Annotated in this window: 12 protein-coding genes; 1 reads left to right on the top strand and 11 read right to left on the bottom strand. The window is 63.5% G+C overall.

Annotated features, from left to right (window positions below; all coding sequences use genetic code 11):
• Positions 1-28: 28 nt before the first annotated feature.
• Positions 29-1,153 (bottom strand): serine/threonine-protein kinase, encoded by a 1,125-nt coding sequence (locus tag FB389_RS08275; RefSeq protein ID WP_142112656.1) that lies wholly within the window; start codon positions 1,151-1,153, stop codon positions 29-31.
• Between the two features lie 171 nt (positions 1,154-1,324).
• Here FB389_RS08275 and FB389_RS08270 point away from each other — a divergent pair, with 171 nt between their 5' ends.
• Positions 1,325-2,281 carry a 1,4-dihydroxy-2-naphthoyl-CoA synthase gene (locus FB389_RS08270; protein ID WP_142112654.1) on the top strand — a complete coding sequence of 319 codons (957 nt, stop codon included), beginning with the start codon at positions 1,325-1,327 and terminating at the stop codon, positions 2,279-2,281.
• Here the strand turns inward: FB389_RS08270 and FB389_RS08265 are convergent.
• The 10 genes from FB389_RS08265 to FB389_RS08220 all read right to left on the bottom strand — a co-directional run bounded on the left by FB389_RS08265 (position 2,275) and on the right by FB389_RS08220 (position 21,917).
• Entirely contained in the window at positions 2,275-3,966 is a 1,692-nt protein-coding gene (locus tag FB389_RS08265; protein WP_142112652.1) for a hypothetical protein, read from the bottom strand. The genes FB389_RS08270 and FB389_RS08265 overlap by 7 nt on opposite strands.
• A gap of 230 nt (positions 3,967-4,196) precedes the next feature.
• Complete coding sequence (gene eno, locus FB389_RS08260) at positions 4,197-5,477, bottom strand: phosphopyruvate hydratase (RefSeq protein ID WP_142112650.1); 1,281 nt, start codon at positions 5,475-5,477, stop codon at positions 4,197-4,199.
• 126 nt (positions 5,478-5,603) lie between these two features.
• A complete protein-coding gene (galE, locus tag FB389_RS08255; protein ID WP_142112648.1) occupies positions 5,604-6,590 on the bottom strand; it encodes a UDP-glucose 4-epimerase GalE in 987 nt (328 codons plus the stop codon).
• Positions 6,591-6,677: 87 nt separating this feature from the next.
• A complete protein-coding gene (gene pntB / locus FB389_RS08250; RefSeq protein ID WP_142112646.1) occupies positions 6,678-8,129 on the bottom strand; it encodes a Re/Si-specific NAD(P)(+) transhydrogenase subunit beta in 1,452 nt (483 codons plus the stop codon).
• Between the two features lie 3 nt (positions 8,130-8,132).
• Positions 8,133-9,692: a Re/Si-specific NAD(P)(+) transhydrogenase subunit alpha gene (locus FB389_RS08245; RefSeq protein ID WP_142112644.1), complete on the bottom strand. Its 1,560-nt coding sequence runs from the start codon at positions 9,690-9,692 to the stop codon at positions 8,133-8,135.
• A 153-nt stretch (positions 9,693-9,845) separates the two neighbouring features.
• Positions 9,846-15,980 carry a GH92 family glycosyl hydrolase gene (locus FB389_RS08240; RefSeq protein ID WP_142112642.1) on the bottom strand — a complete coding sequence of 2,045 codons (6,135 nt, stop codon included), beginning with the start codon at positions 15,978-15,980 and terminating at the stop codon, positions 9,846-9,848.
• A 223-nt stretch (positions 15,981-16,203) separates the two neighbouring features.
• Entirely contained in the window at positions 16,204-16,908 is a 705-nt protein-coding gene (locus tag FB389_RS08235; RefSeq protein WP_142112640.1) for a hypothetical protein, read from the bottom strand.
• Between the two features lie 101 nt (positions 16,909-17,009).
• Positions 17,010-20,567: a transcription-repair coupling factor gene (gene mfd, locus FB389_RS08230; protein WP_142112638.1), complete on the bottom strand. Its 3,558-nt coding sequence runs from the start codon at positions 20,565-20,567 to the stop codon at positions 17,010-17,012.
• On the bottom strand, positions 20,564-21,166 hold the full coding sequence (gene pth, locus FB389_RS08225) for an aminoacyl-tRNA hydrolase (protein ID WP_142112636.1): 603 nt from the start codon (positions 21,164-21,166) through the stop codon (positions 20,564-20,566). Before pth ends, mfd begins: the two co-directional genes overlap by 4 nt.
• 154 nt (positions 21,167-21,320) lie before the next feature.
• Positions 21,321-21,917, bottom strand: a complete 597-nt coding sequence (locus FB389_RS08220; protein WP_142112634.1) for a 50S ribosomal protein L25/general stress protein Ctc — start codon at positions 21,915-21,917, stop codon at positions 21,321-21,323.
• Positions 21,918-22,053: the final 136 nt, after the last annotated feature.

Genomic DNA, 22,053 nt, shown 5'->3' with positions numbered 1-22,053 from the left:
CATTCGGGACGGGTGATCGCAACACTGTCTACCGTCCCGCTAGCAGCAGGACGATGACGATTCCGGTCAACGCCGCGATCGCGGCCGCGCCCCACAGCACAACGCCGCGCGGTACCGTGCCGCGGGGAACGCCGACGGGCGAGTCCTCGATGTCATCGCTCGGCGCCAGCGCATCGGTGGGCGTTCGCGGCTTTCGCTGCGAGGCAACATCCACGCGAGTTCGCACGACGCCCGTGCGCGCGCCGGCATCGCGATCCCCCGCGGCGGGCTCGTAATCCCCGCTCTGGTCGCGCAGGACTTCCATGTCGGTCGGCGCCAGCCCTAGCGACTTCTGGACCGCGCGGAGCTGTTCGCCCACCTCGCCTGCCGCCTCTTGACGCCTGCGCGGATTGGCCTGCATGGTCTGCGCCAGGATTCCTTGCAGTTCTGCGGGAACGTCCTTGCGAGCCAGCGCGGTGAATTTCGCGTGTTGGACCCGCCGCGCCAGCAATTCTGGCGTGTTCTTGCCGCTGTCAGGAATCTCGAATGGGCTGTGGCCCGCGATGAGGGAGTATAGGGTCGCACCCAACGACCACACCTCGCTGGCGACCGATCCTGGCGTGGACTGCGCGACCACCTCGGGCGCGCTCCACGGGACCGATAGGGCCATGACGCCGGGTTTCCCGGAAAGTGACGAGGCTATGCCGAAGTCGGCCAGCTGGGGCGCGCCGTAGGCGGTCACCATCACGTTGGACGGTTTCACGTCCCTGTGCAGCACACCGGATCGGTGCGCGGACTCCAGCGCCCCGGACAGCTTTATCCCGATCCGCAACACCTCCGCGATCGAAAGCTCCTGGCGCCGATAGATCTGCCCGATCACGGTGGGGCAGTATTCCATGGCGATATAGGGGCGGCCGTCGGCGGAAAGGGATGCCTCGTACACGGTCACGATGGATGGATGCGAGCCAAGTTGAGCCATCACATCCGCCTCGACATTGAACATGGTCGAGACGGCCTCGTCCACGACATCACGCAGCAAAACCTTGACGGCCACCTTGCGGTGTGGCATCTGTTGTTCGTAGAGGAAAACGTCCGCGAAACCACCCACTCCCAGCGGGCTTATGTAGGCGAATCCGGGCAAAACGGGAGGCGCGGATGGCAAACGTTTCGCCATGAATGCCCCTCCCTTGTGCTGTGCAGCTCAACTCGCCTATGGGTTTGCTGTGACTTTTGCCTTGTGGCATTTCGGTCTAGGTTTCCGGATCACTCTACCGGCAGCGACGCAAAGGAGCCACGGTTTCCACAGGTTAACGTCGCTCGCTCGTCGCCGACTAGAGTGGCAGCCATGCGCGTCGAAAGAACTGACCCCCACCCCCACCTCGGCCCGGATACCCCGTTCGACCCGGCGCGTTGGCGCAGCGAAGCGGGGGCGGGCCACCTCGCGGACATCACTTATCACCGCGGCATCGATCCCGCGTCCGGGAAAGACCTGCCGGTCGTCCGGATCGCCTTCGACCGTCCTGAGGTCCGCAACGCCTTTCGCCCCGCCACGGTCGACGAACTGTACCGCGCGCTCGACCACGCCCGCATGACGCCGAGTGTGGGCACTGTATTGCTCACCGGCAACGGCCCCTCCCCCCTCGACGGCAAGCACGCGTTTTGTTCCGGCGGCGATCAGCGCATCCGGGGCAAGGATGGCTACCACTACGCGGAGGGCGACACCCCGGCCACATTCGACCCCACCCGCGCGGGACGCTTGCACATTTTGGAGGTGCAACGGCTGATTCGCACCATGCCGAAGGTCGTGATCGCGCTCGTCAACGGGTGGGCGGCCGGCGGCGGGCATTCGCTGCACGTCGTCGCCGACCTCACAATAGCGAGCGCCGAACACGCGCGGTTCATGCAGACGGATGCGAATGTTGGCTCATTCGATGGGGGCTACGGTTCGGCCTATCTGGCGCGCCAGGTGGGGCAAAAGAGGGCACGCGAGATTTTCTTCCTTGCCCGCGAATACGGCGCCCAGCAGGCCTACGATTGGGGCAGCGTCAATGATGTTGTCCCGCATGCGGACCTGGAGAAGGCGGGTTTGGAGTACGCGCGCATCATTTCGACGAAATCACCGCAGGCTATTCGCATGCTGAAGTTTGCCTTCAATCTCGCCGACGATGGGCTGGCCGGCCAGCAGGTGTTCGCAGGTGAAGCCACCCGATTGGCATATATGACGGACGAGGCCCAAGAAGGCCGTGACGCGTTTCTCCAAAAGCGCGAGCCGAACTGGGAACAGTACCCCCACTATTACTGAGAGCCACCGTCACTCGTTCCGGTAGCGCCGCCCGTATCTCCCCCGGACCCGGTGCCCGTATCCGTCCCCGCACCAGCATCGCCACCGGTGCCACCGCCCGGTTCCGGGGTCGGTTCAGGCTCCGGGATTATGTACGTCTGCACATACTTGTACTTGGCAGGCACCCCGCACGATTTGACGCACGGGATGGCGATGCGTCGTTTCAGATCCTCACCGGGCACCCCAGTCGCCCACCGGATGAAGCTCTCATCCACTTTCGAAATGATATTCGTCTGCCACGAGCTGAAATCGATTTCGCTCACGTAGTTGACGCTGTAGCCGTAGAAGAGCGCGTTGGCACCCGTTGTCGTCACGCGCAGCTCGATCGCGCGCGGCACATTCATGATGACGTTCTTGGATATGAGCAGATCGCGCGACCCGTCCACCACGATTCCGCGCTCGATTCCGGATGTCTGGACTACCTTGTCTACCGTGTTGTTCGCAACAGTCGCCTTGTCCCATTGCATGACATGGACAGCGTAACGGCCCTTGATGTTGGTGAACGTATTTCCGGATACCGTGATACGCCGGTGATAGATCTGCACGTAGGAGCTTCCCACCTTATTCGCGGAGAAGTTGTGAGTTCCGACTCCGACCTCGGTGCCGTTGAAGCCGTTTCGAGTGACCACGACCGTGTCGTTCGCGGTCTTGTCTTGCGCGGACCAAGCAAACGGGAAACCGCCGATGATGCGATCGGGCGTATCGAGATTCACCGCCTCCTTGCATCGGCACGTATCCTTGCCCACCGGGCCGAACGAATTGCTGTCGATGACGACCTGCTTTGACGCATCCAACTCGATGTAGTGGGCGCGATTAGCGCGTATGAACGAAATCCCCTTGACGGTGACCCGTTGCGCGTGCCCGATCACGATTCCGTGCGCCCAGGCAATGTTGTTCAGGTCGATCACGGATCCGGGCTTTCCGGTAATCGTTATGTTCTTCTCGCCCTTGTAGCCGGAATAGCGGTACTTGGCGCTCTTGCCGTTCTTGAGCCCCTTCGAGGGCCGAATTGTCTGGAATAGCGCGTTGGAGACCTTCACCTTTGCGGTGTGGGTGACCCTCGTCTTGCGCACAACCGCGCCCTTTTCGAGTCTGATCGTCGTATTCTTCGGCACGTATAGGGCACCGGGTACCAGGTACACACCCTTTTTGAGAACGAGCACACCGCCGCCGTTCTTCTCGATCCGCTCGAGGTAACTGCGGAGCATGTAATAGTGCTTGGTGTACTTGTTGTAGCCCTTTGACTTGCGGTAATTGGTGTTCTTGTAACCCTTCTTTGTGGGTTTTGTCGATGGCGTGACCCTATACGTCTTGCGCTTCTTTGCCCTGACTTTGTCACGCGACTTTAGGTAGGAACGCAGGGTCTTGGCCGAAGCCGTCGCGCTTCCCGTAGACTCGCTTACTCGTTTTTGTAGCGATGCGGCCACGGGCAGGGGCGAAGCCGTCGTGGGGGTGTCCGCGCCCCCGTCTACTCCGCTCGCGTCCGGGATGCCGCCCGCGTCGTCTCCCAGGGATTCGCCGCTATCGGCGGCCGACCCCGATTGCTGGTCGCCTAGGGTGGAGGCGCCGTTGCCCGCGTTGGCCGAGGGGGCGCCGAGCCCTAGGGCGAGCAGGGACACGACGACCACGCCCCCTAGAGTTCGCATCAAGATATTTTCCCCAACAACGCGCATTTCAAACCCCGCCGCATATGAATAGTTTCGATCTCAAGTGACTACGGTAACCGTTATTTGCGGAGTTGTCTTGGCGCACGGCCGAATTCTTTCACCATAGAATTCCAGGTCCCATGATCGACAATAAAGGAAGGGCCGACCCCGTCGCCGGGGCCGACCCTTTCGCATGTTCAATCCGGCGGGCGTCGCGCCCCCCTAATCGATCAGAACTTAGCGCGCGGGAATGCGGAACGACCTGCGTAAACGGCGGCGTCGTCCAACGCGTCCTCGATGCGCAGCAACTGGTTGTACTTGTTGATGCGCTCGCCGCGGGCGGGGGCACCGGTCTTGATCTGGCCCGCGTTGGTGGCGACGGCCAGGTCTGCGATGGTGGTGTCCTCGGTCTCGCCGGAACGGTGCGACGTCATGGCGGTGAAGCCGGCGCGCTGCGCCATGGTGACCGCGTCGAGCGTCTCGGTCAGCGTGCCGATCTGGTTCAGCTTGACCAGCAGCGAGTTGGCGGACTTGAGCTCGATGCCCTTCGCCAGGCGCTCGGGGTTGGTGACGAACAGGTCGTCGCCGACGATCTGCACGCGGTCGCCGACCTCAGCAACGAGCTGCGTCCAGGCGGCCCATTCGTCCTCGCTCAACGGGTCCTCGATGGAGACCAGCGGGTAGTCCGTGATCAGTTGCTCGTAGTACTTGACCATGAAGTCGGTCGATTGCGCCTTGCCCTCGAACTGGTAAGCGCCGTCCTTGAAGAACTCGGTCGAAGCAACGTCAAGCGCCAAAGCGACGTCGACGCCCGGCTTGAAGCCGGCCTTCTCGATCGCGATGATGATCTCGTCCAGGGCGTCGCGGTTGCTCGGAAGGTTCGGCGCGAAGCCACCCTCGTCGCCCAGGCCGGTGGCCAGGCCCTTCGACTTCAGGACGGACTTCAGGGAGTGGTAAACCTCTGCGCCCCAGCGAAGCGCCTCTTTGAAGGTGGGCGCACCGATGGGCGCAACCATGAACTCCTGGATGTCAACGTTCGAGTCGGCGTGCGACCCACCGTTGAGGATGTTCATCATGGGGACGGGCAGGACGTGCGCGTTCGGGCCACCGACGTAGCGGTACAGGTCCAGACCGGCGCTCTTCGCAGCGGCCTTGGCAACCGCAAGCGACACGCCGAGAATCGCGTTCGCGCCCAGCTTGCCCTTGTTGGGCGTCCCGTCCAGCTCGATCATCTTCGCATCGATCAGGCGCTGGTCCTCAGCGTCGTAGCCGATGATCTCGGGAGCGATGACGTCGTCAACGGCCGTCACGGCACCCTGGACACCCTTGCCCAGGTAGCGCGACTTGTCGCCATCGCGGCGCTCAACTGCTTCGAAGGCGCCGGTCGATGCGCCTGAGGGCACGCCTGCGCGTGCAAACGTGTTGTCGTCAAGAACAACCTCAACCTCGACGGTCGGGTTGCCGCGTGAGTCGAGAATCTCGCGCGCGCCTACGGCTTCAATGATTGCCACTTTCGCTCCTTTTAAGGGTGTTTGTCTGCGAGTACGTACTAAGCCTAGCCGCTGTTCGCATGGGGTTCCCGGGACAGGGGTCCCGGCGTGCGGCGGTTCGTTCAGAATTCAGATCCGCCACACCTTCTATTGCATTTCGATTCGGTTGGGACCGGCCTGCCAGGCCTCCCACGCCGATTCGATTATCTGAGACAGGCCATACTTCGCGCTCCATCCCAAGACGTTGGTGATGCGGGCCGGATCCCCAACAAGTTCCGCCGGATCGCCCAGCCTGCGCGGCATGATCTCGGGCGTCACATCCAGGCCGCTGACGCGACCAATTTCCTCGATCACTTCCTTGACCGAAGATCCCACACCGGTCCCCACGTTGAAGGATTGGTAGGGACGATCCTCGCGGTCCAGGTAGGCGATCGAGTCGATGTGGGCTCGCGCAAGGTCCTGCACGTGTATGTAATCGCGCACGCACGTGCCGTCCGGGGTTGGATAGTCCTGCCCGAAGATCGCGGGAGGGCGCCCCGCGGCGAGCCGCTCCAGCACCATTGGCACCAGGTTCAGGGCCGCCGGGTCGCCCAGATCCGGCGCACCCGCCCCCGCGACGTTGAAGTACCTGAGGGCGACGACGCGCAGGCCCCACGAGACGGCGGCATCCGCCGACAGCCATTCACACGCGAGTTTTGTCTGCCCGTACGGGTTGATCGGAACCGTGGGGTTTTTCTCCTGGACGATCCCGACGTCCGGCTGGCCGTAAACCGCCGCGGACGAGGAAAACACCAGCCGGTCGGTGCGGGTGCGCTCCATTGCGTCGAGCAGGTTTGTCATACCCCCGACGTTCTGCGCGAAGTACCAGGTCGGTCGCTGCACGGATTCACCAACCTGCTTGCGGGCAGCGAAGTGAATGACGCTGGTGGCCCCGTAGTCGCCGAGGACCTGCGCGAGCCGGTCGCTGGCACCGGGTTCGGCAATGTCCATTGCGACAAGCGGCGCCCCGCCGATGCGCGCTGCGTCGCCGGTGGAAAGGTCGTCGACGACGACGACCTTTTGCCCGGCCTGATTCAGCAGCCGCACAACGTGCGCGCCGATGTACCCTGCACCTCCGGTGACAATTACGGTCATTACATCTCCTTGATGCCGTGCCAGTGCGCGCGCAAAGGCGCCCCTCAACGATACCGGGTTTCGTTGGGGGGCGCCTTGCGCGATCGCTCAGTTGTTGTTCGTGTCGGCGTCGACCGTATGCACCAGTTCTTCGACGCGGGTTTTGGCGTCCCCGAACAGCATCTGCGTGTTGTCCTTGAAGAAGAGCGGGTTTTGCACACCCGCGTACCCGACGGCCATCGATCGCTTGAACACCACCACGTGCTTGGCGTTCCACACTTCGAGCACGGGCATGCCCGCGATCGGCGAATTGGGGTCCTCCATCGCGGCCGGGTTCACCGTGTCATTGGCGCCGATCACCAACACCACGTCCGTGGTTGCAAAGTCGTCGTTGATCTCGTCCATTTCCTCGACTATGTCGTACGGGACCTTCGCCTCTGCGAGCAGAACGTTCATGTGACCCGGCAGGCGCCCGGCGACGGGGTGAACGGCAAACCGCACCTCGATGCCCCGCGCCCGCAGTTTCGCTGCGAGATCGGCGACGGGGTACTGCGCCTTCGCGACGGCCATGCCATACCCCGGCGCGATGATCACAGACTTAGCGTCCAGCAGCAGCGTCGCCACGTCATCCACGTTCGTTTCGTGGATTTCGCCGGTCACCTGCTCGGCGGCCGCGCCCGCGGGCGCATCCCCGAAACCGCCAAGGATCACCGACATGAATTTGCGGTTCATCGCCTTGCACATGATGTAGGACAAGATGGCACCAGAGGCACCCACCAGCGCCCCGGTGATGATGAGGAGATTGTTCGACAGCATGAACCCGGCGGCAGCGGCCGCCCACCCCGAATAGCTGTTCAGCATCGATACGACGACGGGCATGTCGCCCCCGCCGATGGCGGCGACCAGGTGGAGCCCGATGGCTAGCGCGATCACCGTCATGACCGCGAGCGGCCACATCACGGGCTTGACCAGGAACACCGCGAGAAGGACCGCGCTCACGGCGATCGCCACGAGGTTCAAAACGTTGCGCCCGGGCAGCGTCAGCGGCTTGGATTTCATCTTTGCCGACAGCTTCAGGTACGCAATGATCGAACCCGTAAAGGTGATCGCACCGATGAAGACCCCCACAAACACCTCGACGAGGTGAACGGCGTCGGTCTTCGGCTCGGTCACGTACGAGTTGAATCCGACCAGGACCGCCGCCAGGCCCACGAAGGAGTGCAGGATCGCGATCATTTCCGGCATCTGCGTCATCTCGATGCGCCGGGCCGCAATTGTGCCTATGATTCCACCGATCAGCAGCGCCGCGACGATCAGGGACGCCGTCTGGATCACGCTCGATTCGGTCTGGATCAGCGACAAGCCGACCGTGGCGACGAGCGCCAGCGTCATGCCGATCTTTCCGGCGAGGTTACCCATCCGCGCGCTCTGCTGCTTCGACAGGCCCGCCAGGGAGAGGATGAAGAGCACACCCGCGATTACGTAGGCGGCCTGGACCAGCGAGTGCCACCGCTGAAGGTTCGCGGCGATTTCCGTGCCGGTCGCGAGTAGGGCGGTCATAGCTCAGGCCTCCTTGTGGAACATGTTGATCATGCGGCTCGCAACCAAGAAACCGCCGAAGATGTTGATTGCGGCAACCGCTGCGGCGACGAAGGCTACCGCGACGACCCACAGGTTGTCGGATCCCAGTTGCAACAAGGCGCCGACCAAGATGATGCCCGAGATCGCATTCGTCTGCGCCATCAGCGGCGTGTGCAGCGAGTGGGTCACGTTGGTGATGACATAGAACCCGATGAAGACAGCCAGGATGAACACCGTGAAGTATCCCAAGAACGCCGTCGAGGAAAACGTGATGGCGAGGCCGATCAGCACGGCGGCGATCCCCCCGTAGGCGAACAGCTTTTGTTCCCGCCTCTTCGCCGCCGCGGCCTCCCGCTTCGCGCGGTCGGCCGGATCCTGCGCCGGCGCCGCCGCGGGTTGCGCGGCTGGTTTCGGTGCGGCGGAAACCTGGACTGGCGGTGGCGGCCACAGCACTTCCCCGGCGCGCGCAACGGTGATGGCCCGCTGGACGACATCGTCCATATCAAGGACGAGTTCACCGTCCTTCTTTGGGGTGCATAACTGAAGCAGATTGACGATGTTGGTGCCGTACAGCTGCGATGCCTGCGCGGCCATCCGCCCCGGCAGGTCGGTGTAGCCGACTATGGTCACGCCGTTGTCGGTCACAATCTTGTGCCCGGGGATGGTCAGCTCGCAGTTGCCGCCGCCGGATGCCGCGAGGTCGACGATCACGCTTCCCGGCTTCATTGCCGCCACCATCTCCTTCGTGATGGTGCGCACCGCCTTGCCGCGAACGAGCGCGGTCGTGATGACGATGTCAGCCTTGGCCGATTCCTCCGCGTAAGTCTTTTCGGTGGCCTTGACTTGCTCATCTGTCAGCGGCTTGGCGTAGCCATCCGCCGACACCTCCTGCTGCCCCGCGGAGCGCACAAAGGTGGCACCCATCGACTCGATCTGCTCGGCTACCTCCGGGCGCACGTCGAATGCGCGCACCTGCGCACCTAGCGACCCCGCCGCGCCAAGCGCAGCCAGGCCCGCAACGCCCGCGCCGATGACAAACACCGTGGCCGGCGCGGTCTTTCCAGCGGCGGTGACCTGCCCGCCGAACATACCGCCGTAGGCCTCGGCGCCCTCAATGACCGCCCTATAGCCCGCGATGTTGCTCATGGATGACAGCACGTCGAGCGATTGCGCGCGGGAAATGCGCGGTACCGCATCCAGGCACAGGCCGGTGACGCCGTGCGTCTTGAGGGATTCGATCAACTCGGGGTGATCGCTCGGGGCCATGCGCGAAATGACCGTCGCCCCTTTGGTCATGCGACCAATCTCGCTGACGGTGGGCTCGTCCATTTTTATGACAATGTCGCTGCGCCACGCTTCGTCTGCGGTGACGATTGCGGCCCCCGCGGCTTGATAAGCCTCGTCCATGAAGTTCGCGCGGGCTCCCGCGCCGCTCTCGATCGCAACCTCATAACCGAGCGCTTTGAGCTTCGCCACGGTCTTCGGCGTCGCGGCGACTATTCGCTGCTCAGCCGCTGATTCCTTCGGCACACCGATGCGCACTGCATCCTCCTTGGCTGGTCGTTTCGTCCTGCATCGAACCTACGGCATGTCCGTTTTGCCCGATAGGACCATTGTCCTCGCACTTGCTTGCGAACGCTGAAAAGGCGGGCCGGGCCCGCTTTCCGGACCCCGCCCGCCTTCTCACGATATGAGCTACTTACGAACCTTGACCTTGGTGGCCTTGCTCGACTTGCCCGCAACCGTGCTCTTCGATTTCGGGACGAATGTAGCCTTCACCTTGATCGTCTTGCTGTACTTCTTGGGAAGCTTCACGGTGACCTTACCGTTCTTCTTCGCCGTGATCGTAACCGTGCGAACGACCTTCTTACCCACCTTGATCTTGATCTTTCCGACCGGGCGAGCACCGTTCGACAGCCTACCCAAGGTGATCTTGACCTTTGGTTTGGTTCCCTTCTTGAACTTCTTCCCCTTCACCTTCACCTTGGCGAGCTTGGCCTTGGTGACGGTTATCTTGGCCGTGGTCGGGTCAGAGACCACAGTTCCCTTGGCTGTCTTGACGACGGCAATGATGCCGACGTACGACCCGACGGGGAGCTTGGCGGGCAGCGTGAGCTTTGCGCTCGCGTTCTTGCCGTCAGCGGCCAGCTTGACCGTTCCCAGGGAACGGCTGCCGACCCGGAACTCCACCGTGCCGGTGCTCGCATTCTTCACCGTCACGCTGAGCGCGGCGCGCTTCGCGGCGCTCGCGCCGTAAACCTGGGTTCCGCGCACGATCACCGGCTTGGAAACGGTGATCGTCTGACCGGCGTTGTCGCCGCCATTGTCACCGCCGCCGTTGTCACCGCCGCCGTTGTCGCCACCGCCGTTATCCTTTGGCGTCACGACGACCCCGACGGATTGCGATGAGGATTCTAGGACATTGTCGTCGCCCAGATACTTAGCCGTGAAGGTCTGCGTACCGGGATTGGCCAAGGTGACCGTCTTCGCTGCCGAGCCGCCTTCCAGGTCGACGGCGCCCAGCGAGGCACCCGCCTGGAAGAACTCGACCTTTCCGGTCGCCGTTGCCGGGGCTACGACCGCGACGAGCGTGACCTGCCCGCCTGCCTCAACCTGGCTCGCAGACGCGGTGAGGACGGTGGTGGAAGCATCCTTACCCTCCACGGTGACAATCCTTGTGTAGGTCGTTGCCCCCGCTGCGTCGTAGACCGTCGTGGTCACGGTGTAGGTACCCTTCGCCGTGTAGGTGTGGGTCCCCGTAACCGTGCCGCCCGAGATTGTCGCGGCTTCGATCGGGGACCCGTCGCCCCAGTTGATGTTCGCTGCGACGGACCCGGTGCCTCCGCTCGTCGTCGCCAGGGTAAGCGTCTGGGACTGTCCCGCCCCGGCCGTTGCCGGCTCGGTCACCGCGTTCGCCACCAGGGTGGAGGCCGCGGACGCGTCGAACGCGAAGGCCATGATGTGGGCCTTGCCTGCGCGCACATCGGTGCCCTGGTTTTCAAGCGAGATGCTCTTGATCGTCTTAACCTTGCCGCTCGAATCCTTGTCGATCGCAACCGGCGCGGTGGCAAAGACACCCGCGTTCTTCACGGTCGATTCTGTACCGGTTCCAGCTAGCCTGCCTGGTGCGTTGAACACTAGCGTGTTCTGTTCTTGCAGATCTGTAACGCCACCAACCCAGTCACTAACCCCAACCCGGACGGCCTGTGTAGTGCCGTCAGTGAAGTTGAGATAGATCATCATCGCTTGTGCGCCCTCATTTGCGGAGCCAAGGACAGAGATCTTCGTCGCATCTGGATTCACATACCCGCTAACAGTCTGCCCCAGCCCGGTCATAGTGTCGGCCTGCCCCGAGGCAACATCTGGGAGTGTGTAGTAATAGTCAACGCCAGCGATCTTGACTGTCTGTTCCGTCCCGAACGTCACGCCCGCTTCGGTAACAGCAGCCTTGTTGTAGGCATAGCCCTGACCGTCACAGCTTCCGCCAATGCCCACCTCGGAGAAGCAGGCGACGTTCGCGGCGGCCGCCACGCTCTGCGCAAGCGAGAACTGTTCCACCGAGATATTTACCTTGACGGTAGCCGTCTGGGTACCAGACGTCACGTTCACTGTCGCCGTGTAGAGACCCGGCTTTTCGAACGTTGTAGGTGCCGAGATCGCATAGCCCCCCGACCTCAGCGCAGTCACGGTCGCGTCGACCGCGCCACTGCCGTAGTCGACAGTTGCCTGCGGTGCGACTCCGCTTACACCCGCAAGTACCCCAGTGAATTCGCTCCCAGTGCCAGCGGACAGCTGCGAGGCAGCCGTGACCTTGAGTTCGCCCTGCGTATCGGTTGTCTTGTTAGACAGCAGTTCGAGCTCGGCGATCGTTGCACCACCGCCGGTCGTTGCAGTGACGCTCAACTTGTATTCGCTGTAGATCCCGGCATTCTCGATAGCGAATGGGCGCGTTTGGGTGCGCCATTCGAACGATTGGCCGGAGCGCTCGTCGAGCTTTACCCACTTATCGTCGGCCGACTTCCCATACAACGTCCAGTCCGTCGGGTCAGCGCCCGACTTGCTGTTCGTAATGGTGTATTCGGTCAGCGTGGACGGTGTAAGCGCTGAAACAACGATGTCCGATGCGGCCGCAGGCAGCGAGGCCTCGGTCGTCGAGTTGTCGTCAGTCAACGCCTTCGCGTTAGCTAGACCCGCAACAGACGTTGACGCATAGTCCTGCTTTGCGACATCGACGGCTGGTGTCGGGCTTGCTGCCGCAAGCGAAGTTTCGCCCCAGCTCGAGGCGGTGGACCCCATCTGGAACGTCAGCGTGTGCGTTCCGCGGGTCAGCTGCGACTGGTCGACCGTGGCCGTCTTCAGATCGCTGCCGTCGAGCTTCGCCGACTGGATGTAGATGTTGTCGTGGCTGTTGTTGTTCGCCGTGATCGTCAGGCTGTCGGTCGTGCCCAGCGGCGAGATTGTCACCTTGTCGTACAGGGGCGAGCCTATGACGTACTGCCCCGAACCGACCGCGAGCGGGTAGAAGCCAAGTGCCGAGAACACGTACCACGAAGCCATAGCGCCGTTGTCCTCATCGCCGGGGTATCCCTGACCGATTTCGGAACCGACATACAACCGGCTCATCGCCTCACGCACTACCTTTTGGGTGCCCGCGGGGTTACCCGCTGCAGCGTAGAGGTAAGGAATGTGGAAGGAAACTTGGTTGGATGCGCCCCACTGTCCCATGCGGACGTCGCGCGCCTCGTATGTTTCGTGGATCTTGCGGGTCGCTGCCTTTTCCGGGGTGGAGAAGAACGTGTTGAGCTTCTGGACCAGCCCGTCCTTCCCGCCGTACAACGACGCCAATCCGTCCACGTCATAGGGGGCGTGGAACGCGAAGTTCCAGCCGTCCGTCTCGGTGTACGTGTGGTTGTTGTACCGGGTGCCGTTGCCGGCGTTCCAGTCTTCAGGGTTGTAGACCGTTGTGGTGTTCGACAGGTTGTACGATCCAGCCTTCATGATCCATGAGCCGTCAGTGTCACGCGCCGTGAAGAAACCCAGCGGCGTGTTGGAGTCGTCGGGATCGCCGACCGTCGAATCGAACAGGTTCACGTAGCTCTCGGCGCGCGTCAGGAAGTAGCTCGCTTCCTCGGCGTACCGCTTCTTCTTGGCGCTGTCGGTCACGTTCTGCGATAGCTTTTCGGCCATCTTGCCGATCGCGTAGTCGTTAATCAGGCCCTCCAGCCCCCACGACACGGACTGGTCCTGCGATGCCGGGGTGTAGCCGAGGAAGATGGACGTCGACAGCGATTTGCGCCCGACGCGGTCGGCGTCGTAGTTTCCATCGCTCTTGACATTGGACGAGTTCAACGCCGTCGCATTCTTCAGTGCTGCTTCGTAGGCCTTTTCGGCTTCGGCAGTCGTCAGATCGCCCTGAATGTACGCATCGGCAAACGATGCGTCCGAGCTTGTCCCGGTCATCTGGTTGTCGTACCCGGGAGCCGACCACCTGGCGATCCAGCCGCCGTCCTCGTACTGGTTGACGAATCCGTCGGTGAGTTCCGCCGCGACATCGGGGTAGAGGTAGCTGTACATCGGCCACGCGGTGCGGTAGGTGTCCCAGAACCCGTTGTTGACGTACATCTTGCCGGATTTGATCGGGGCGTTGGTCTGCGTGTCGGAGGCGCTGCCGGAGCCAGCGTTGACGGGGCTTGCGTACTTCCACACGGGCGCTTCAGCCGTTCCCGTGTTCTCGTGTTGTTCGTTGGGGAACAGGTTGAGGCGGTACAGGTTCGAGTACAGGTTCACTTTTTCGACATCGGTCGCGCCCGTGACGTCAATGACGCCGAGCCGCTCGTCCCATTTGCTCTGCGCGGCGGTTTGCACGTCCTGGTACGACTTCCCGGCGATCTCAAGGTTGAAGTTCTTCTTTGCCTGGTCGACAGAGATCATCGAGGTGGCCAAGCGAAGTTCGACCGTATCGCTGTTGAACTGGAAGTACTTAGCGCTGGAGCGGTTCGCCGCCGTGCCGGATTTAGTGACGGCGGAACTGAATTGGCCGTATACGAACATGCGGGTCGCCCCGGCCGTCGAACCGTCCATCCACCCGGTGAAGGTGTTGTTGTCGCCGATTGTGAAGCTCGCGTTGTCCCACACCTTGTCCAAGAACACTGTGCGGGAGGCCGCCCCTGCCGGGAACGTGAAGTTGAAGATGACCGCGTGCGATGTCGCCGTCGTCTTTGCCTTGATCCCGTTGTCGAAGTCGACGGAGTACTCGTCCGGCTGCGCCACCTCGTTGTCGTGGCTGAACGACAGTTCGCGCGCCACCAAGTCACCGTTCGGGGTCGAATCCGAGGTGGTCGAAGGCATCACCTGCAACTGGTTACGGTCGGTGATCCACCGGCTCGGTTCGTGCGATAGCCCGATTCCTTGCAAACGTGGCCGGTTGTCACCATTGTTGGATTCCTGGTACTTGTACAGGTCGTCGCGCGATCCGCCCTGGGTCAGCGGGGTCACGAAGTTGAATCCGTTGGGCACCGCGACGGCCGGGTAGTTGTTCCCGCGCGAAAATGCGCCATTCGAGTTGGTGCCGCGGCGGGTGTCGACGTAGTTGGTGTAGGACGAGCTGTCGATCGGTGTCGCCTTTGCCAGCTTGATGTCGTCGATCCACCCCCACGCTTCGGCGTCGTTGGTGCCCTGCGGGTTGTCGTACGTGAGCAAGATGCGCTTGACGCGCTTGCCCTGCAGCGAAGACAGATCCACCCGCACGGAGTTCCACTGACGGCCGTAGAGCGTCTTGGCAGCGCCCTGCTCGGCAGCGGAAACCCCGAAACCGTACTGATCGGTAAGCCCCGCGGTAGTCGACATGCGCTTGGTGTTGCTGCCATCGGCGTCCGTGTATTCCACATCCACCGCGACGTAGGTTGATGAATAGTCGAGGGAGAGCTCGTCCAGCGTCGGGAAGATTTTGTAGCTCAGTTCCGTCTGCGTCCCGATTTCGAGGTCAAGATCCGAATACAGCACGTTGGTGCCCTTGGCAGCACCATCGGCGGTGTCGAAGCCCTTGTATTCGAGCGAGCCGGAGCCCGTGAATCCCACGCCGGTCTTGGCCACACGGCTGTCGCGCGGGCCACTCGATTTGTAGGTGTTCCAGTTGCCCTGCTTGTACACCTCATTCGACGAGCCGTCGATGAGCTCGAATTCGCCGAGCTGAACCGCGCTCTCACCGTGCGTTGCGGTGACATTCAACCGGTAGTAGGTATAGCTGCCGCGTGCACCGGATGGAATCGTGAACTCGTGGCGCGTGAAGTAGCTGGGCGCTCCGCCTTCCGTCCCGAGTTGGTTGCTCTGGGTGTCGAGCGTGGTCCACGAGTTGCCATCGCTTGACCCCTCAAGTGTCCAGTTCTTGGGGTTGCGGCCCGTCGCGTCGTTGGCGAGGGCAAGAATGTACTTGGTCGCCGTCTTGGCCTGCGAGAGCTTGTATTGCACCCACGCGGAGGACGATCCACCGAACCACTTCGTCTCGGGGTCGCCGTCGTAAAGCTTCGCGGAGGATTCGCCGCTGTTTGGTTCCGTGCTGGCCTTCGCCTCGGCGATGAAACCGCTGAGCGATCCCTTCGAGAAGCTCTTGCCGGAAAGGTTAGTGTAGGTGCCGTCGGCAACCGAAGTCTTGAAACCAGTCGGATCGGCGGTCGAGTCGAAGGAACTATGCCACGCGGTCTGATCAAGAGACGCCGCAAGAGCCGTCGGGGCTGCGGCGACGCCTCCGGTCACCGCCACGGCGCCAGCCGCGACGGTCGCGAGGAGGATGCTGAACGGCTTTCGCCGCACGTGTGGGCTTCGGTTGCGCATGAACGGCACTCCCTGGGATTCGGCTGTGCAGCGGCGCCAACGCCACGGCACGATCTCATCGTCGAGGCAGGGTTTGCGAGGCCCTACCTGACATCGTTGTCAGAGCACACGATAGCGCAGTTTCCTTAGATTAGTCTGGACCATTTGTCCCGTGAGGGTCACATATACGCAGATCTGGGGGTGTGGGGGACGCGGTCCCGGCGTCCCCCACACCCCCAGCGTTTTAGACGCCCGCCCGGTAGGAGCTTTGCGAACTCGACGAGCCCTGGTCCGCCGCGTCGCCCTGCCCCTGAGCGCTGTCACCCTGACCGCTTTGTGACTGACCGCTACCCGAACCGAAGTTGAAGCCACCCGGGCCGCCGCGCCCATTACCCTGGCTACCGCCGTCGCTGCCCGAACCGGGCATCCGCGACCCGCTGACTCCGGGCGGACCGTCGTTCCCAACCACCGCCGTCGTAATCCACGCGGTCGCCCCCGCCGTGACAACCAAAGCAAGGGCCGCGATCGCCGCCGCCCAAGCGATCCGCTTCTTGGTCCACCACGACTGCGCGGGCACGGTCCCCACAGGCACGACCAGGAATCCGTTGCCATGGGGGTAGGCCACCAGCGGCGGGGTCGCGGGAGCGGGCGGGGTGGCGCCCGGACCGGGCGCCACGTATCCGGGTCCCGGTGCGACCGGCGCAGCGGGTGGCTGCGATGCCAGAGCGCCAGGAGCCGCAGCCACGCCCGGAGCGACCGGTGCTTGGTTCGCTAGGGGGGCCGCCTGCGCGCCAGGGTTGGCGTCCGGACCCGGCGCCGCCCACGCCTGCGTCGAAGCGGGGTCCAGCGGCAGAGTTTGCGCCGCCTCGGTAGCGGCCTGTTCGGCCGGCGCCCCGGCGCCTTGGCCGTTTTCCGCGGCGCTGCCTTGGGGCTTGGTGGTCTCGTTCATAATTCTTCCTCCTTTAAGGAAATCCATGACAACCATGGTGGAGGTTGGCTCTGAACCGCCCCTTGAAGGCGCCTGTGCGCAATCTTTGTATCGACGCCGCCCTACCTTGGCAACGGGATGATCGACTCGATCAGTTCCTTCGCCCACGCCAAAAGCTCCAGGCCGACGATGGGGCCGCCGCCGATCTTCTTTTGCTTCGGGTAGGGCACCATGAGCGTGCGCACGGCGGGTTTAATGATCGTTCCCGGATATAGCCGCTTGAGCCGCAGGCCCGCAGATTCCGGCAATTCGACGTGCGTGAGCCGCACGTAATTGCCCTGCACCACGACCTCGCTGAGCCCGTAGCGCCGCGCCAGCAGCCTGAATTCCGCGACCGCGAATAGGTTGCCGACCGGCTTTGGCAACGGCCCGTAGCGGTCCACCAGCTCGGCGCGAATCTCGTCCATGGCCGCCGGGGTCGCAACCTCCGCGAGCTTGCGGTACGCCTCGAGCCGGAGCCTTTCGCCATTGACGTAGTCGTGCGGGATGTGGGCATCTATGGGCAACTCGACCGTGACTTCCGCCTGCTCTTGCGTGGCGTCACCCCTAAACGCGGCGACCGCCTCGCCCACCATGCGCACGTACAGGTCGAAGCCGACGCCCTCGATATGCCCCGATTGTTCCCCGCCGAGCAGGTTTCCCGCGCCGCGAATCTCCAGGTCCTTCATCGCGATCTGCATGCCCGCACCCAGATCCGTGTTCGCCGCGATGGTGGCAAGGCGATCGTGGGCAGTTTCGGTCAGCGGCTTTTCCGGCGGATAGAGGAAGTACGCGTACGCGCGATCGCGCCCGCGCCCGACCCGCCCGCGCAACTGGTGCAGCTGCGACAGCCCAAAGACATCGGCGCGTTCGACGATCAACGTGTTGGCATTGGAAATGTCCAAGCCGGTCTCAACAATCGTGGTGCACACCAAGACGTCGAATTTCTTTTCCCAAAAATCCCTGATGACGTGGTCGAGCTGCTTCTCACCCATCTTTCCGTGAGCTACGGCGATGCGAGCCTCGGGCACAAGCGACTGGATGCGAGCCGCCGCGCGATCGATCGATTCGACCCGGTTGTGGACGTAAAAGACCTGCCCCTCGCGCAGCAACTCGCGGCGCACGGCCGCGCCGATCTGCTTGTCCTCGTACGCGCCGACGTAGGTGAGCACCGGGTGGCGTTCCTCCGGCGGCGTCGCCAGCGTTGACATTTCGCGGATACCGGTGACCGCCATCTCCAACGTGCGCGGAATCGGGGTCGCCGACATGGCCAGCACGTCCACGTTCGTGCGCAGCGCCTTCAGCGTTTCCTTGTGCTCCACCCCGAAGCGCTGCTCCTCATCTACGATGACCAGACCCAGCTGCTTGAACTGGACGGATCCCGTCAGCAATCGGTGCGTACCGATAACAACGTCAACGGTCCCATCGGCCAGCCCGTCTAAGACCTCTTGGGACTCCTTGGCGCTTTGGAAGCGGGACAGCCCCTTGACCGACACGGGGAAACCCGCGTACCTCTCAGTGAAGGTCTCCAAGTGTTGCTGCGCCAGGAGCGTGGTCGGAACCAATACCGCAACCTGCTTGCCATCCTGCACGGCCTTGAACGCCGCGCGCACCGCCACCTCCGTCTTGCCGTATCCGACATCCCCGCAGATCAGCCGATCCATGGGCACCGACTTCTCCATGTCGGCCTTGACCTCGTCAATCGTGACTAGCTGATCGGGGGTTTCGATGTAAGGGAACGCATCCTCCAGCTCGCGCTGCCAGGGCGTATCCGGCGAAAACGCGAAGCCCTGCGTCGCCATGCGCGCCGAATACAAACGAATCAGCTCGCTCGCGATTTCCTTGACGTGCTTGCGGGCGCGGGTCTTGGTCTTTGCCCAATCCGCGCCGCCCATCTTCGACAGCGTGGGCGCCTCGCCGCCGACGTAGCGCGTGATTTGGTCCAGCTTGTCGGTGGGGACAAAGAGCCGGTCGCCCGGTTGCCCGCGGCGCGATGGCGCGTACTCGATGACCAGGTACTCGCGCGTTGTAGCCGAGTCGCCCTTGCCCGCGGTGCGCTGCACCAACTCCACGTACCGGCCCACACCGTGTTGTTCGTGGACCACAAAGTCGCCGACCTTGAGCTGCAACGGGTCGACCGTGTTGCGCCGCCGGGCCGCAAGCTTCGACATATCCCGCGTTCCGGCAACCGCGCGCCCCGTAATATCCGATTCGCTGAAGACCGCGAGGCGGTGCTGGTCGGAAGCGAATCCGGGCCCGGCAAGCGCCGGCACAACGTGTACGATCCCGCTCTCCAGGTCGCCCGCGATTTCGGTGACCATGCGGGCGGGCGTGTCGGCCTGCGAGAGTTGTTCGACCATGCGCCGGGCGGGGCCCGCGCCTTGCGTGGTCGCGACCAGCACCCACCCGTCACGCTGATGCGCGCGGATCGTATCGAGCGCCTTGGCGACGTCGCCGTGGAAGGTCCCTAGTTCGCGGGCGCTAACACGGATGACCTCACGGCCCGCCGCCGTAGCGGGCGTGCCCGCGGCCTCGTCGTCCTCCACGCCGCCGCCAAAGGGCCCGATGGTCCACCACGGCAACTCCCGGTGCCCTGCAAGTCCCTGCACCTGCGCCAGTTCCAAGAACGAGGCCGCCGAAAGATCGAGGGGGACCTTCCCGCCAGCCGCAGCGCTGGACCAGGCTGCCGCCAGGAACTCTTGGGTCGTGGCGACCAGGTCACTTGCGCGGCGGCGCACCCGCTCCGGATCGCAGGCGACGATGACCGAACCGGAGTCGACCATCGAGAGCACCGGAACCATCGCATCGACCAGCACCGGCGTCAGCGACTCCATGCCTTCAACGGCTATTCCCTCAGCGATCCGTTCCAGCATGTCGCGGGCGGCGGGCAACGCGTCGGCGAGCGCGGCCGCGCGGGCGCGAACCGCGTCGTTTAGTAGCAGCTCGCGGCACGGCGGCGCCCAAAGCCCGTGTTGAGCGATTTCTAGCGAACGCTGGTCGGCCACCGAAAAGTAGCGGATTTCTTCGATGTCGTCACCGAAGAATTCGAGGCGCAACGGATGGTCTTCGGTGGGGGGAAAGACGTCGAGGATGCCGCCGCGCACCGCGATCTCACCGCGTCGCTCGACCATGTCGACTCGCGTGTAGGCGGCATCGACCAGGGCCTGGACAAGCTCATCCATGTCGGCGCTCTGCCCCTGGCGGGCTGCCACCGGAACCAGCTCCCCCAGCCCAGCTACGACTGGTTGCAAGAGCGCGCGGGCCGGCATCACCAGGGCGCGGATCGCCCGGGCCATACCGTCCGGCTCCGGGTGGGTCAGGCGGCGGAACACCGCAAGCCGGGTCGCAACCGTGTCGGACCTTGGGGAAAGGCGTTCGTGCGGCAGCGTCTCCCACGCGGGCAGAACGGCGACATCATCGTCCGGGAGGTAGCAGCGAAGGGCGGCGGCGAGCTCGTCGGCCTCCTTACCCGTGGCCGTGATCGCCACGACCGGCGCTTGCCTACTGAGGTGCGCGAGCACGGGGGCGCGCACGCCGGCCGGCCCAATGATGTCGGCGGCCAGCCGCCGGGCGCCGGCTTGAGCTATGTCACCGAACTCGGGCGTCTCAGCAAGGGTGTTGAGCAGGCCGGTGAGATTCATGAGTCCTTCGAATGGTATTTCTGTTGGGTGGCAACAAGGCCTTCCGCGACAAGCATTTCAACCGCGTCGGCCGCATCAGAAATCAGGAATGGCAGTTCCTTGCGCTCGGTCGCACCGAAGTCTTTCAGGACAAAGTCGGCCACGTCCATGCGGCCCGGAGGCCTACCGATGCCAACGCGCAGGCGCAGGTAGTCCTTTGTGTCAAGCGCCTTTGAGATGTCGCGCAGGCCGTTGTGGCCGCCTTCGCCGCCACCGATCTTCGCGCGGATCGCCTGGAAGGGTATGTCCAACTCGTCGTGCACAACGATGATGCGATCGGCTGGGATTTGGAAGTATTTCGCCAAGGCAGACACGGGGCCGCCCGAAGTGTTCATGAAGGACGAGGGCTTCGCTAACACTGCCTTAGGCCCGGGCACTCCCCCTGGCCCCATCCCAAGGCGCACCAGGGCAACCTTGGCGTTCGCGCGATGCGCGCCAAAGACGCCGCTTGCGCGGCTTGCTACCTCGTCCAGGACCATCTGCCCGACGTTGTGCCGGTTGTGCGCGTACTGCGGTCCGGGGTTGCCGAGCCCGACGATGAGCCATGGGGAATCTGACATGAATACGACCTAGCTGATGTGGGTTACTGGACCGCGCGGGCGGCGCCGTGCGCCCGCGTGCCGGCATTGTGCGTGCGGCGCCGGAGACACCAACAGCCACCCCTGCCCTCCGCACGATGCACGGTGAACACGGGCGGCTGCCGGGTAGGAAATATCAGGCCTCCGGGGCCTCTTCGGCGCCAGCCGCTTCATCCGCAGCGGGAGCTTCCTCTTCGACGGTCTCTTCGGAAACGGTCACGACAACGGTGTCCGCTTCGGTAACGAGCTCCGCGCCGGTGGGCAGGCTCAGGTCGCCCGCGGTGACGTGCTGTCCCGCCTCCAAACCGGTGACGTCAACCTCAATAGAGCTGGGGAGGTGGGTGGCCTCTGCCGCAATCGAGATGGTCTGCGCGTCGAGCAGAACCATGGTGGCGGGAGCGGCCTCGCCGACAATGACCAGTTCGACATCGACGTCGATCTTCTCGCCGCGCTTGACGATCAAGAAGTCGACGTGGACGATCGTGTCGCGGATCGGGTTGCGCTGAACTTCCTTGGCGATGGCGAGCTGCTTGTCGCCCTCGATGTCGAGCTCGAAGAGCGCGTTGTGGTGCTTGAGCGCCATCAGGGTGTCGTGCGCGGGCAGTGCGATGTGAATGGGGTCCGAACCGTGGCCGTACAGGACGGCGGGGGTCTGGTTGGCGCGACGTGCGCGGCGCGCGGCACCCTTACCGAATTCGGTGCGCTTGACGGCCGAAAGCTGAATTGTAGACATTGTTTTACTCCGATGAGATCTTCCGTGGGCCGATCGCCAGTGGGGAACGTCGGCGTATCGCCTAGGCGCGGGACGGGTGACGGGCGCGTCAGCGCCTTCGCCCTGTCGATAACGGACGGCACTCACGGGGTTTCCC

The sequence above is a fragment of the Rarobacter incanus genome (assembly GCF_006715765.1).
GTDB lineage: Bacteria > Actinomycetota > Actinomycetes > Actinomycetales > Cellulomonadaceae > Rarobacter > Rarobacter incanus.
The sequence above is the reverse complement of the archived record's forward strand: the minus strand, read 5'-3'. Positions and strand labels throughout refer to the sequence as shown.

Bases quoted from the DNA above. Each gene is read 5' to 3' on its own strand.
- FB389_RS08235 (WP_142112640.1), bottom strand. From the start codon at position 16,908: ATGAACGAGACCACCAAGCCCCAAGGCAGCGCCGCGGAAAACGGCCAA.
- FB389_RS08270 (WP_142112654.1), top strand. From the start codon at position 1,325: ATGCGCGTCGAAAGAACTGACCCCCACCCCCACCTCGGCCCGGATACC.
- galE (WP_142112648.1), bottom strand. From the start codon at position 6,590: ATGACCGTAATTGTCACCGGAGGTGCAGGGTACATCGGCGCGCACGTT.
- FB389_RS08265 (WP_142112652.1), bottom strand. From the start codon at position 3,966: ATGCGAACTCTAGGGGGCGTGGTCGTCGTGTCCCTGCTCGCCCTAGGG.
- FB389_RS08275 (WP_142112656.1), bottom strand. From the start codon at position 1,153: ATGGCGAAACGTTTGCCATCCGCGCCTCCCGTTTTGCCCGGATTCGCC.
- FB389_RS08240 (WP_142112642.1), bottom strand. From the start codon at position 15,980: ATGCGCAACCGAAGCCCACACGTGCGGCGAAAGCCGTTCAGCATCCTC.
- pntB (WP_142112646.1), bottom strand. From the start codon at position 8,129: ATGACCGCCCTACTCGCGACCGGCACGGAAATCGCCGCGAACCTTCAG.
- mfd (WP_142112638.1), bottom strand. From the start codon at position 20,567: ATGAATCTCACCGGCCTGCTCAACACCCTTGCTGAGACGCCCGAGTTC.
- FB389_RS08220 (WP_142112634.1), bottom strand. From the start codon at position 21,917: ATGTCTACAATTCAGCTTTCGGCCGTCAAGCGCACCGAATTCGGTAAG.
- pth (WP_142112636.1), bottom strand. From the start codon at position 21,166: ATGTCAGATTCCCCATGGCTCATCGTCGGGCTCGGCAACCCCGGACCG.